This is a genomic window from Parahoeflea alexandrii (genome assembly GCF_024105735.1).
GTDB lineage: Bacteria > Pseudomonadota > Alphaproteobacteria > Rhizobiales > Rhizobiaceae > Hoeflea > Hoeflea alexandrii.
In genome coordinates, this window is sequence record NZ_JAAAML010000007.1 from 1 (window position 1) to 12,748 (window position 12,748).

At 61.8% G+C, this 12,748-nt stretch carries 12 protein-coding genes and 2 pseudogenes; 6 read left to right on the top strand and 8 right to left on the bottom strand.

Annotated features, from left to right (window positions below):
* The first annotated feature begins 521 nt into the window (after positions 1–521).
* The 3 genes and pseudogenes from GTW23_RS23060 to GTW23_RS23590 form a co-directional block, all read left to right on the top strand.
* Positions 522–1,976 carry a multicopper oxidase family protein gene (locus GTW23_RS23060; RefSeq protein ID WP_252917694.1) on the top strand — a complete coding sequence of 485 codons (1,455 nt, stop codon included), beginning with the start codon at positions 522–524 and terminating at the stop codon, positions 1,974–1,976.
* A gap of 247 nt (positions 1,977–2,223) precedes the next feature.
* Positions 2,224–2,610, top strand: a complete 387-nt coding sequence (locus tag GTW23_RS23065; protein WP_252917695.1) for a DUF302 domain-containing protein — start codon at positions 2,224–2,226, stop codon at positions 2,608–2,610.
* A 40-nt stretch (positions 2,611–2,650) separates the two neighbouring features.
* A pseudogene (locus tag GTW23_RS23590) lies at positions 2,651–3,112 on the top strand (rhodanese-like domain-containing protein); the annotation flags it as partial.
* Here GTW23_RS23590 and GTW23_RS23595 read toward each other — a convergent pair.
* The 4 genes from GTW23_RS23595 to GTW23_RS23085 form a co-directional block, all read right to left on the bottom strand.
* Positions 3,038–3,289, bottom strand: a complete 252-nt coding sequence (locus GTW23_RS23595) for a hypothetical protein (protein WP_382265250.1) — start codon at positions 3,287–3,289, stop codon at positions 3,038–3,040. The pseudogene GTW23_RS23590 and the gene GTW23_RS23595 sit on opposite strands and share 75 nt — an antisense overlap.
* Before the next feature lie 75 nt (positions 3,290–3,364).
* Positions 3,365–4,084: a DUF1499 domain-containing protein gene (locus GTW23_RS23075; protein ID WP_252917697.1), complete on the bottom strand. Its 720-nt coding sequence runs from the start codon at positions 4,082–4,084 to the stop codon at positions 3,365–3,367.
* On the bottom strand, positions 4,077–5,387 hold the full coding sequence (locus GTW23_RS23080; RefSeq protein ID WP_252917698.1) for an MFS transporter: 1,311 nt from the start codon (positions 5,385–5,387) through the stop codon (positions 4,077–4,079). Before GTW23_RS23080 ends, GTW23_RS23075 begins: the two co-directional genes overlap by 8 nt.
* A complete protein-coding gene (locus GTW23_RS23085) occupies positions 5,384–6,238 on the bottom strand; it encodes a sterol desaturase family protein (RefSeq protein ID WP_252917699.1) in 855 nt (284 codons plus the stop codon). Before GTW23_RS23085 ends, GTW23_RS23080 begins: the two co-directional genes overlap by 4 nt.
* Before the next feature lie 87 nt (positions 6,239–6,325).
* On the opposite strand from GTW23_RS23085, the gene GTW23_RS23090 reads away from it, so the two are divergent.
* Positions 6,326–6,991: an ArsR/SmtB family transcription factor gene (locus tag GTW23_RS23090; protein WP_425602800.1), complete on the top strand. Its 666-nt coding sequence runs from the start codon at positions 6,326–6,328 to the stop codon at positions 6,989–6,991.
* 38 nt (positions 6,992–7,029) lie between these two features.
* Here the strand turns inward: GTW23_RS23090 and GTW23_RS23095 are convergent, their stop codons facing one another.
* Together GTW23_RS23095 and GTW23_RS23100 are read right to left on the bottom strand one after the other, a co-directional pair.
* Entirely contained in the window at positions 7,030–7,242 is a 213-nt protein-coding gene (locus tag GTW23_RS23095) for a hypothetical protein (RefSeq protein WP_252917701.1), read from the bottom strand.
* Positions 7,239–7,991, bottom strand: a complete 753-nt coding sequence (locus GTW23_RS23100) for a COG4280 domain-containing protein (protein WP_252917702.1) — start codon at positions 7,989–7,991, stop codon at positions 7,239–7,241. The genes GTW23_RS23095 and GTW23_RS23100 overlap by 4 nt, the downstream gene beginning before the upstream one ends.
* Before the next feature lie 102 nt (positions 7,992–8,093).
* Here GTW23_RS23100 and GTW23_RS23105 point away from each other — a divergent pair, with 102 nt between their 5' ends.
* Positions 8,094–8,951, top strand: coding sequence for a MurR/RpiR family transcriptional regulator (locus GTW23_RS23105; RefSeq protein ID WP_252917703.1), 858 nt, complete (start codon positions 8,094–8,096; stop codon positions 8,949–8,951).
* Positions 8,952–9,279: 328 nt separating this feature from the next.
* Here the strand turns inward: GTW23_RS23105 and GTW23_RS23110 are convergent.
* A pseudogene (locus tag GTW23_RS23110) lies at positions 9,280–9,762 on the bottom strand (IS110 family RNA-guided transposase); the annotation flags it as partial.
* A gap of 51 nt (positions 9,763–9,813) precedes the next feature.
* Positions 9,814–11,370, bottom strand: a complete 1,557-nt coding sequence (locus GTW23_RS23115) for an ISL3 family transposase (protein ID WP_252917704.1) — start codon at positions 11,368–11,370, stop codon at positions 9,814–9,816.
* 268 nt (positions 11,371–11,638) lie between these two features.
* Here GTW23_RS23115 and GTW23_RS23120 point away from each other — a divergent pair, with 268 nt between their 5' ends.
* The gene (locus GTW23_RS23120) at positions 11,639–12,736 is read left to right on the top strand and encodes an endonuclease/exonuclease/phosphatase family protein (RefSeq protein ID WP_252917705.1); all 1,098 of its coding nucleotides are present in this window, start codon (positions 11,639–11,641) and stop codon (positions 12,734–12,736) included.
* Positions 12,737–12,748 lie beyond the last annotated feature (12 nt).

Sequence of the window (12,748 nt, forward strand, 5' to 3'; positions counted from 1 at the left end):
ATGGTCGTGCGAGGCTCCTTGCTGAAGTGGTGCGCGCAAGACCTGTCTACATCGCGTTCCCCCCGCGCGAATGTCCTCTGCGTTGCGACGGACGTGGTGTCGTTGATCGGCGGTGGTCCTCGCAGCACGATAGGGAAGAAGAAGGCAGGTGCTTAATCGGAGCCGGTCGACGATGCTGTCGGCCAACTATTTCTTACGTTTTTCGGAAAGAGTCTCGCGCTCATCCCATCTGAGGAAGCAGGCCACGCTCGTAGCGCATCCTTTTGGAGATGAGACTGACCACGGTGCGCAAGTGGACCGGCAATGTGAAACGGACAACTCAACACAGGTCGCGGCTCTGTTATCCCTACAGGCCACGAGTGAAAATATCGCTTGAAGTCATCACAATCTCGCGACACATCAGTTACATTCTACAATATGAATTTGTTTTGGATTACCCGATACCGCGAAATATGGAGAAAAGCCTTGTCCTCGAAAAGTGCGACTGCCCCGACCAAGGAATAGAACGTCGCAAAGTACTCTTGGGAGGATCGGCGCTGATCGCGGCGCCCTTTCTTCTGACTGGGCGGGCCTTCGCCGTTGAAGGTGGCGCCCCGCTGCCGATCCCACCGCTGGTCGATGCGGATGGGTCTCAGCCGGCGACGCTGACAGCACGGGCGGGAAGCCACGCCTTCGTGCCGGGAACGCAAACGCCGACACTGGGCTACGAGCTGGATTACCTCGGACCCACCCTGCGCGTGCGGCGCGGGCGAAGCGCGCAGATCGACTTGGTCAACCGCACCGATGACCAGATCACTGCCCACTGGCACGGCGCCCATGTTCCCGGCAACATGGACGGTGGCCCGCAACTGGCCTTTGACCCCGGGCAATCCTGGTCGGCTCGGTTCGACGTGCATCACCCGGCGGCGACACTGTGGTACCACAGCCATGTCCACGGCAAGACAGGCCCGCAGGTCTATCACGGCCTGGCCGGTTTCCTGCTTGTCGAAGACCCCGCGGCACCCGACGGCCTTCCCTCGGACTATGGCCTCAACGACCTCCCTCTGGTGGTGCAGGACCGCAGTTTCGACCGCGCCGGGCGGCTGGTCTACGACACCTCGGGCATGACGCTGATGGGTGGCGTTCTGGGAGACACGATCTGCGTGAATGGTGCCGTCCAGCCGGTCGCCGACGTGCCACGAGGCCTGGTGCGTCTGCGTCTGCTCAACGGGTCGAATGCGCGGTTCTACGATTTCGCCTTTGCCGACGGACGCCGGTTTCACCAGGTCGCCAGCGATGGCGGCCTGTTGCCCGCGCCGGTTGCGCGCAGCCACATCGCGCTGGCCCCGGCCGAACGCGCCGAGATCGTCGTCGATTTCAGTGCGGACACCGCGCCCGTCCGCCTGGTCAGTGCCGACATCGCCCAAGGTGGCATGATGGGCGGCGGCATGATGGGCGGCAATGCAAGGCCCGGCGGCGCGATCGAGATCATGACATTCGCGCCCGGCGCCTCGCCCGCAACAGGGCCGGCCACCCTTCCCGCCAGCCTGCCCGCGCCGCCGATGGATTTCGGCGCACCCGTCCGCACCCGCGACTTCCGGCTAGACATGCATGCAGGCTCGATGATGGGGGCCATGTTCAACAGGTTGATCGGGAGTTCCGGCTCGATCATGGGCATCAACGGCAATTCCTACGATATGGGCCGGATAGATGCCGAGTTGCGCGCCGGCGAAACCGAGCTTTGGCGTATTTCGGCGCCGATGATGATCCACCCCTTCCATGTCCACGGGACCTCGTTCCAGGTCGTCTCTCGCGGCGGGCAACGCGTGGACCCGGCGACCGAAGGACTCAAGGACGTCGTGGTGGTCGATGGACGTGGCGCCGAGATTCTGGTGCGGGTCGACCAGAAGGCCGACGCCGCGACGCCGTTCATGCTGCATTGTCACATTCTCGAACACGAAGACGCGGGAATGATGGCCCAGTTCACGATCGCCTGATCCCGAGGGCCCCGAGAGTGTGAAAATATCCATTCCACCTCTTGAGGCTCCAGTAGCTGGAATGACTAGGTAACGAAAAGAACCACAGCAGTTCGAATTGCCGTGAAATCACAAAGGAGAAACAAAATGGGCTTTGGCATGGGCTTCGGCGGCATCTGGATGCTGCTGATCATTGTCCTCGTGGTGTTGGCGATTGCCGCACTGGTGAAATACCTGCGCAAGTGACGCGGAACGAAGGAGATTGGAAATGGGCTATACGATGGACCGAAAACTCGACGGCGCGACCATGGACGCAGCCGACGAGCGCGTGCGCGCGGCGCTGACAGAGGCTGGTTTCGGCGTGCTGACCGAGATCGACGTTCAGGCGACGATGAAGAAGAAGCTGGGCGAGGACATGGCCGGCTATCGCATCCTCGGCGCCTGCAACCCGAAGATGGCGCACCAGGCGTTGGGGATGGAACCGCGCGTCGGTGCTATGCTGCCCTGCAACGTGATCCTGCGCGAAGTCGACGGCGGTGTCGAGGTCTCGGCCATCGACCCGGTGGCCTCGATGCAGGCGATCGACAACGCGGAACTGACACGCGTCGCCGGGCAAGTGCGCGACATGCTCGCGTCGGTGGTGAAGAATGCCTGAAGACGACGGAAGCCTGCCCGAGGTGTGCATCACCTCGGGGATGACGCAATGTTCGGTGCCGGGACCGGCCGGTCCGTTGGAGATCTGCCGGATTTCCGACCCCGAGCATCGGCTGTCGTCGGAATGGTCGCGGACCTCGCGTCCGGCCCCGCCTGCGGTGCTGCAACCGTTGATACCGGTGCCGGGCGTGGTGCCGCTGGGAGAGCTCGAGCTGATCGACGCCATGCAGGCGGGCGACGTGGTGGTCGCAGACGGACGCAAGCCCGAGCAATACGCCAAGTACACCATTCCCGGCGCGATCAACCTGCCATTTACCGACGTTGAGGGGGCGCTGGAGGCGCTTGGATGCAAACGCACCGGCGATGGTTGGGATTGCAGCAATGCGCGCAAGGTGGCGATGTTCTGCAACGGGGTCTGGTGCGGCCAGTCACCAACCGCAATCCGCAAGATGACCGAGGCCGGATTCCCGCCGGATCGCATCCTCTACTACCGCAACGGGATGCAGGGCTGGCTCTTGCAGGGGCTGAGCGTCTGGACGCCGGGCGCGGCGGATCAAGCGTTCCAGATTGTAGTAACCTTCCGGGGTCTTTTGCCCCGCCTTGTCGCAGAACACCGCGGCGGCCATCAGGCAGACGGTAATCTCGGCCTGCGGGTCGTTCTTGGCCAGCACTTGGGCCATGCGCAGCCCGTTGAAGCTGCGCTCTGTGCCATAGGACGGCTCGTTTAGGAGGATCAGGTGTTTTATGGCAGGTCCTCAGGTCCGGGCGCGCGTTTCGAGAGCTGACAGGAAGGCTTCGATGCGCCGGGCATTGGCGCCCCGGTCGATCCGGCCCAGCCGCGAACGCGAGCGCATGTCGATGCGGGCGCCGGTGTCGGTTTCGGTGACGCGGATCGCCACCTCGTCCTCGAAGCCGAAGAGGCGGCTCCGGGCGATGGCCTCGATCTGGCTTTCCGCAGGATCGGCCGACAGCACGTCCCAGCCGCGGTCTTCCACGAGGGCGAGCGCCGCCGCGAAGGCCTCGTCCGCGGAGACCAGCAATTCCAGCGGGAGCACGTCCGGATAGGCGGCGCGCTGCGGCTCGGAATTCTGCGCGGGGTAATCGCTTGGCGTGGTGGTGAACCAGAATACCGGCGGGTCTTCGGTGTCGGTCGAGATGTCGTTGATTGGCGGCGTGGTGCGTGCGGCGATCTCGAAAGCGGCGCCAAGACCCGCGACGGGCAGCGACAGAATCAGCCCAAGCAGGACCATGCTGACGCCGCCCGTCTCGCGGCGAAGCCCGACGACCCGCCCGGTCAGTGCAAGGACGACACCGGCACCGCCCGCCCACGCGCTCCAGCCGGCAACGTCATAGGCCTGCGGCCACGGCCAGCCGCCCGCCCGGAAGCCCCAGACAGAGACAGCAATAAGCGCGATTGAAGCGACGCCCAACAAGATCGAAAGGAAGCCCAGACGGCGGGCAAGTGTGTCACGCATCTGCGAGCTCCCGAGGGCTGGCGGGGTTCAGCCGCGGATGAGTTTCCTCGGACAGCCAGAAGAGCACGGCGCCCGAGACGAACATCGAGATCGCGACGAACCAGAAGGCCGTTTCCGCTGCGCCGGTCAGGCTGGCCGCCAGCCCGAGGCCAAGCGCCCCGATCGCATAGCCGAGGTCGCGCCAGAACCGGTAGATGCCGATGGCCGAGCCGCGCCAGGCGGGTGGCGTGATGTCAGCCACCGCCGCAGAGAGGTTAGGGTAGAGAAGCGCCATGCCAAAGCCCGCCACCCCGGCCGAAACCGACCACCAGAGCGCGCCGGCGCCCATGACCACCATCGCCACCCCCGCGCCGCAGATCCACATGCCCAGCACGTTGGGCCAGAACCGCCCGACATGGTCCGACAGCCGCCCGGTGAAGAGCTGCAAGCCGCCCCAGACGAAACCGTAGGTGCCGACGATCCAGCCGACCTCGGTGAGGCTGGCGCCCCTGGTCACGAGGAACACCGGGAACAGGGCCCAGACCAGTGCATCGACGAATTTCTCGACCAGTCCAGCCTGGCTGATCGCGAACAGTCGCCGGTCGCGCCAGGTCATCAGCGCGAAAACCTCGCCCGTGGTGGGGTGCTCGGAGACGCCTTGCGGGTAGCGCGGCAGAGATTTCGGCGGCGCGGCCTTGTGGGCTGCGGTCTCCGCCCTGGCCCAGGGCAGTGTGTCCTTCACCCAGACTACGGTGAGCAGCAGCGCCAGCAGGACCACGGCCATGCCGAAGACCAGCAAGCCCGTCCGGGCGCCAAGCCACTCGGCCGCGTATGCGGTGACGATGCCCGCAATTGCCACGCCGACATAGCCCGAGAACTCATTGAGCCCCATGGTGAGCCCCCGTTCCTCGGCCCGCGTGATGTCGAGTTTGGCGGTCTGGGTCATCGACCAGCAAAGTCCCTGGTTGACACCGAGGAGCACCGTCGCGGCCACGATCCAGTTCCAGTCGGGTGCGGCCCAGATCATCACGGGGATCGGCAGCGCCGCGACCCAACCCCAGAACAGGACGCGCTTGCGGCCGATCCGCTCGGACCAGCGACCGGCGATGAAGTTCATAACCGCCTTCACCGCACCAAAAGCCACGACGAAAGAGGCGAGCAGCAGGAACGAGCCGCGCGTCAGCCCGAATTCGCTCTCGGCCAGCGCCGGTACCACCGTCCGGGTCATGCCGATGGCGAACCCCACCAGCATCACCTGGATCAGCTGGTGCGTGACCTGAGTCGCGTTTTCGCGAATGCCGTGCCGGAGATCGCTTTGCATCATTTTCTGGGGTCACTTTTCACGTTGTTCGCGTCAAGCGCATGTCCCGATGCCGGACCGCGCAGCGGCTGGACCAGCATCCGGTCGAGCCAGAGATCGCGGCGCGTGCGGAATTGCTCGATGCCGATGTCCATCCCCTCATGTCCCTTGGCGGGCTGGGCGACATAGGTGCCGAGCAGCCAGTCCCACCACGGCAGGTTGAAGCCGTAATTCGAGTTGGTCTCGCGCGGATCGACGGAATGGTGGACCCGGTGCATGTCGGGCGTCACGACCAACCAGCGCAGAACGCGATCCACAGGCCGCGGTAGGTCGATGTTGGCGTGGTTGAAAAGCGCGGTGGCGTTCAGGATCACCTCGAACAGTAGGACCGCGACCGCCGGGGGACCGAGCGCGGCCACCACTAAGAGCTTGATACCCATCGAGATCAGGATCTCGATGGGATGGAACCGCAACCCTGTCGTCGCGTCGAAGTCGAGATCGGCATGGTGCATCCGGTGCAGCCGCCAGAACCCCGGCACCGCGTGGAACATGACGTGCTGGAGGTAGATCGCGAGATCGAGCAGCAGCATCGAGACGACGATGGCAACCCATGGCGGGGTGCCGATGTTGTTGAAGAGACCCCAGCCGCGTTCTTCGGCCATCACGGCCAGCCCGACCGCGAGGATGGGGAAGCTGAGCCGCAGGATCGCGGTATCGAGCACCACAAGAGCGATATTGTTCGTCCAGCGGATCACCCGAGGAATATCCCGGCGTCGACGCGGTGCCGCCACCTCCCACAGCGCCATGGCCAAAAGGACGCCCAGAAAGGCGGCAAGGCGGATTGTGGGCTCGGCAGCGAGGATCGTCTCGGACATGGGCTCGTATTGCAGGGCTTGTGGTGGGCGATGGAATCGCTATCATTCAAGTTATCACTTGATAGATCTATCGTCTGGAGCATGCTCGTGTCAATCAGCCCGAAACTCGCCCTGCTGGAGGAATACGCGCTTGTCGCACGCGCCCTTTCCGCGCCGGCACGTTTGTCGATCCTGGAGCAACTTTCGCAGGGGGAACGCGGCGTGGAAGCGCTCGCGGAGAAGACCGGCCTGACGTTTGCCAACTGCTCGCAACATCTTCAGCAACTGCGCCGGTCAGGGCTAGTCACCAGTCGCCGCGATGGCAAGGCGGTGATTTATCGGCTGTCGGACGCGAAGACCCTGGCGTTGATGGACCTTCTGCGCATCGTCGCCGAACGAAATCTGGCGCAGGTCGAGCGCATTCTGCGTGGTTTGTCGGGCGGCGATGACGCGCCCGAACCGATGAGCCGCAAAGAACTTGCTGAACGTCTGGCAGATGGCTCCGTCACCGTGCTCGACGTGAGACCGGCCGACGAATACGCCATGGGTCATATCGCGGGCGCGCAAAACGTGAGTCTGGCGGACCTGGAACGGATCCTGCTCAAGCTCGCCCCTGACGCCGAGATCGTCGCCTATTGCCGTGGCCCTTACTGCGTCTACGCCCACCAGGCAGTTGCCACTCTGCGTCGGCATGGGCTTAACGCCCGCCGGCTCGACGGTGGCCTGCCCGAATGGCGCGAGGACGGAAGGCCGGTGCACCTCGGTGCAAACTGAAGAAACCGCTTCTGGCCGGTTTCAAAACGCTGCCAAGGTCACTTGCGCCTCCGAGCCTCGCGCAGGACCGCCTCGCCGAGCACCAGCACGCACCCTGCAGCGAGCGCCAGACCTCCGCTAATGGCCCCGAGAACGCCCCGCTCCATGAGGATGGCCACCAAGGCCACGCCGCCGAGGACCGCCAGCGTGAGCCGCAGGTCAGCCACGAACATCTTGAGAAGTTCCTTGAAGACTTCGCCGAGGATGGTCATGCGAGGCTCCTCGCTGAAGTGGTGTGCGCAAGACGCGCAAAGCCGATGCCAGACAGCAGGAACAGAGCCGCCAGGGGCAAGAGCGCAAGATCGGCCCCGGGCCATTCCGCGCCCAGTCCTTCGCCGGTCCAGAAGACACCGAAGGCGGATAGCATGACGCCCACACCGAACTTCAGTGTATTCTCGGGCACCTGCGACAATGGTTTGTGCACGGCCGCGCCTACGATGAGGACGAGAGCGCAGGCCGCCAGTGCGCCGAGCGAAGCCTCCCACAAGAGCCCCTTGCCGGCGCCTACGGCGACGACAATGAAGGCGACCTCAAGCCCTTCCAGCAATACCGCTTTGAAGGCGGTGATCCCTGCGATCCACTTCAATGTCTGCGGCGAACCGGTCTGCGACCGAAGCTCTGCGGTTTCCTCGTCATAGGCCAGGGTCTCGTCATGCAGGGCGATGACACCGGCCGAGCGAAGGACGGCTTTCCTGAGCCAGCCCATTCCGAACAGGAGAAGCAAAATGCCGACGACCAGTTGCAGGACCTGGATCGGGATGAAGCGCAGCGCCGGCCCGAGGATCAGGACGACGAGACCAAGGACCGCGAGCGCCGCGGCGGTCCCGACGATGGCCGGTCGCCATCCCCGCGTGGTGCCGACGGCCAGCACGATGGTGAACGCCTCCACCACCTCGACGATCGAGGCGAGGAAGGCCGCCGTGACGGCGGGAAACAGGACAGTCCAGAAATCCGGCGGCATGGGATCCTCCACAAATTGCGCTTTGACTGTGGTCAGTTCACGACTCAATTGTCGTAATTACTACATCTTGCCTGTAGCAATTGCAACATATATGTAGCGAGCATGAGCAAAATCACGTTCTCCGACCGGATCTCCACCCTCGACGCAGCGGTTTCTCCCGCCGAGTCGCGCCTCATCGACTGGTTCGCCCGCAATCGCGAGACCGCCCTGCATGCCTCTGCCGCAGATATCGCGGCGGCCGCGGGTACCAGCGACGCCACCGTAATCCGCACCGCGCGCAAGCTCGGTTATGCCGGGCTGGCCGATCTGCGCCACGCCATGGCCGAGGACCTGCGCCGCGACCTGACGCTAGCGGACCGTATGGCGAGCGAACTGGCGCAGCCCGGCACGGTGCCGGGCCTGCAGACATCGGCACAGGCCTTGCGCACATCACTGGACGCCATCGAGGCGCTGGAGGAATCGGTCGTTTCTAACATCGTCAAGTATATTGCCACCGCACGCCGGATTCATGTCTTCGGCATCGGACCGTCGGGTTTCATCGCCGGGTATTTCGCAGCGCAACTGGGGCGCCTCGGTTTCGATGCGCGGGCTCTGTCGCGCACCGGCCTGCAGTTTGCCGACGATCTTGTCGGGATCGACACGGGCGACACAGTCGTGGCCCTGGCCTACGATCGCCCCTATCCCGAGGTGCGGGCGCTATTCGATCGGGCCTCGCGCCTGAACCTTCGCTCCCTCTTGATCACCTCCAACGGGCCGCGCATTCCTGACCCGCGCGCCGGCATTCTCGTGCGCGTGCCGCGCGGCCGCACCGGTGGTTTCGGCCTACACGCAGGAACTCTCGCTTTGCTTGAGGGCCTACTGCTCGCGCTCTCAGCGACCGAACCTGACAGGACGAAGGCGGCGCTTGAGGATCTGAACGCCTCCCGCCAAGCCCTTTCGGGGGCCGGCATGGGATTGTGAAATCTTCGGGCACTTACTGTAACGGTGCGGTTGAGAAAGGCCTTTAAAGAGGTTCTTCCTCATATGTGGAACGGCCCGGTTGGCAAGGTATTCTCTGCGTGAATCTCCGTCGGACGGTGCCGTCATATGTCCGGCCTGTTGGCGCGGTCAAATGACCGCTGGCCACGATGATATCCGCGATCCCGATTGCCTAATCACTTTGACGCGCTCGACGGCGCATTGAGGAAGCCGGTCTTATCGGTATCGAAGTTATCGTCCCTCGGGTTCATCACGCTTTTGGCACCTTGCCACTTCATTCCGGAGCCGAGGCGCCAGAATTCCTTGTGTTCTATGCTCTCCCCATGATCGCCGGCGCTCGGTAGGTGCCGCCCTTGACAGGGAGCGCCCAAATCGTGCGCGCCATCTTGTTGGCCAGTGCTATAGCCGCGACCTTATATGGCCGCCGCGCGATTGGGGAGAGGACCCAGGCGGGCAGCTTCACGCCACGACGAGCCAGCTTAAGAATCGATGTCGCGCCGATGATCAGCAATGTTCGCAACTGCTTGTTGCCTCGCTTCGATATTCTGCCAAGTCGCTCCTTGCCGCCGCTAGAATGGGCCCCCGGCGTAATCCCGATCCAGGCCGCCAGATCGCGGCCTGTCCGGAAGGCTGCGGGAACCTGGATTGTTGCCCCGACAGTCGCTGCTATGATCGGACCGACGCCTGGGATGCTTGTGAGCCGCCTAGCGGTTTCGTCAGCCTTTAGTGCCGTCATGATCTTCGTGTCGAGCGCTTCTATACGAGCCGTCAGATTCTCAATCTGATCGGCCATTGTTGATTTCCACCGAGAACTGGCTCTGACGCACTTTTGCTGAAATTGGGGCTATGTCGAACCGATGAGCCGCGCTTGCAGGAGATCGAGTTTTGCACGGCCGTACATTTGGCGCTTTATGAGCTTCAGGCGGGCGATCTGTCCCTCGGTTTGGCCGTTCGACCATGGGGAAACAATGGCGTTCCGAACAGCGGCAATGTCCTTTTCGACGCCGCCAGCAAAAGACCCAACTAAGCTGTCCTTCGCAGCGCCAAGCCAACCATCGAGTTTCGCCGCTGACTTTGAACGGATCATGGATTGAAAGTCGCCAATCGCCTTGCGGGCTGCGACCAGTTCGGGAACATTCACTTCGATTGCGGCCACCAAGATCGCCTCGGATTTTGTTAGGTCGTGGCGGGCGGTTGTCATTAATCGGGCAATCACCCGTGCCGATGGCGTTCTGGCAAGCCCGCTCTGACCTGCCTTCTCAGCCAAACGTCGGCGTTGTGCCCATTGCGAGACGACACCGCTTTGCCCTGGAAAGCCTTTTGCTTTCATCTCACGCCAAAGCGCCAAGGCGTTTCGTGCGCCGTCATCCCATCGGTTGTTAAGCCAAGGCAACCAGCTATCCAGCGAGCTCGGCTTTGTTCGGAACACATCGAGGCGTTGGCCACGCAAGACATCGCGCACAAGCTTCCGGCTGTGACCGGTCTGCCGGACGATCTGTCGAATTGATGTCCCCTTCTTAGCCAGTGCCTGGATCGCTTCATTGGTCTCCTGTCGGCGAAGGTATCCCTCATATTGCAGCCTTTCGGCATAGGTCAGAAGCTTCGGGTCAACGACACTGCTACCGACTGCCTGCCTGATTTGGCGCATCGACTTGCCGACAGCGTCGAGAAAAGCACGGCTGGAGTTTTCCATCAGGTGCCAGCGATCGGCGACCTGTTCAGCATGAGGCAATGCCCTTGCGATGGCTTCGCCATAGCCACCGCCGCGATCACGCGCGACGACCGAGATAGACGGATGTTCGGCAAGCCATGCGCGTGAGGTATCCAATCCACGATCCGGCAACAAGGTAACGGGCTTCCGGCGCTCAAGGTCGCAAACGATGGTTCCATAGGTCTGGCCGCGCCTGAAGGCAAAATCGTCAATGCCGATGATAGAAAGCTCATCGGTCTGGTCAGTGGTACGTCGACGTACCACCCGCAATAACGTGTCGTTGCTCACTGGCATCATAAGACGGTCAGCAAAAGCCGCAGCAGGTCTGCCGCCGAGCGCTATGCCGAGATGATGGACGATGGTCTCGAGCCGTTGGGTTCGCCGGCCATAGCGTATCAAAACACCGTCATCAAACTGTTCGCAGAAGATGCGCCGGCCGCACAGAACGGCATCACACCAGAACCGTCGTGCCACGATGGCCAGCTTTACGGGGCGACCGCCAAGGGGTAAGTCCGCTGGCCGACGCACATAGCGGCTTTGAACACGTTGGCTTTGTCGTCCGCACTCTGGGCAACGACCTGATGGTGAACGCGGCCGCAATAGAATTTGCGCACCTCCCCCAGAAATCTGCACTGACTCTACTGAAAAACCCTTTGGCGCAAGGCTCGCGCGCTGAAATCGATGGCGCATCGCTGATCCTCCCATGAATCAGCGAAACTCTGCCCACCAACAGCAGCAAATGTGAGTCAGAGCCAGTTCTCAGTGGAAATCAACATCCAAGTACAGGGAACTCCATAATAATTGGAATAATTCGGCTCAGAACGCTCCGACAATTGGAACCCACGTCAGTTCTAAGCAGCAAGTCACTTCGCTGGCCCGAAGGTGTCTGCTGGGTTGCGGCGCCCAATATTAGCATTGCTGAGCCAGATGAATGTTTGGGCTAAACTCGAACCAACCAGTGGCAACATCAACGAACAATTTACTCGGAACAGTTAAGTACGATTTCCCGCCAATGTATTCGGAGGTCATCAGATTTTTCATGAAGCGAGATTTTACTAACCGTCTGCGATCTTATTCGAAATCGCTTTTATCGCTGTCTGTCTGGTTTCTATTGGTCTTCACAGTGCTGCAGATTCCGGCGAGCCGCCAATTCTGGCTCGCGGATCTGGCCAACTTCTTCCGCCCACATCTGGTATTGGCAGCATTCATGTTTTTCGTTGTCTCGCTTCTGGCTGGCACCCGAATGACGAAATTCGCGGCAAGTGTTGTTGTTGTCCTCAACGCATTTCTGACCGTTCATACATTGGACGGCCCTACAATAGATGCAAAAGCGGACGCGGTTCAGATATCGTCCTGCGCGGGGAGGAGCATTCGTCTCGTGACGGCAAATCTGTTTAATGAGAACCGCTCGACCGACGCGTTTCTCCAGCTTGTGAGCGAAGAGAACCCGGACATTGTCCTGACACAGGAAACGACCGAACTCTGGAACGCCGCAATCGACAAGCTTGATGGTTACCCCTATCATAGCGACGAGAGGGTCTGGCTGCGCAACGACATGAAAATGATCAGTCGCTTTCCCATCGTGTCAGAAGAAATTTCCAGCGGCGGTGCCAGATATCGAGACTTGAAACGCCATCCGATGCGTTTCGAAATCAAGATGCCGAGTCCCGCGGGGCCGCTGGTCGTCTATCTGATCCATCCGGAGTCCCCACGTGATCCCGCAAGGTGGCAGCAACGCAATATGTACCTTCAACTCCTCTCCGAAAGCGTTGCCGCAGAGCCGCAGAGCGCCCGAATCATCGTGGCGGGAGACTGGAACACACCGCCTTGGTCACCATATTTTCAGTATTTCTTGCGATTGACCGGCCTGAAATCCATGGACGCTGGATGGTGGCTACGCTCCACCAGGATCTTCAGAAAACTCGGATCGATAGCTTTTCTGGGCACACCGATTGATCATGTAGTTGTTTCGGCGGGATTGAGAAGCTGCGGTTTCAGGATTGGTCCGAAGTTCGGTTCAAACCATCTCCCGGTCATTGCCGATATCGGATTTTGACTCCTCCCGAAC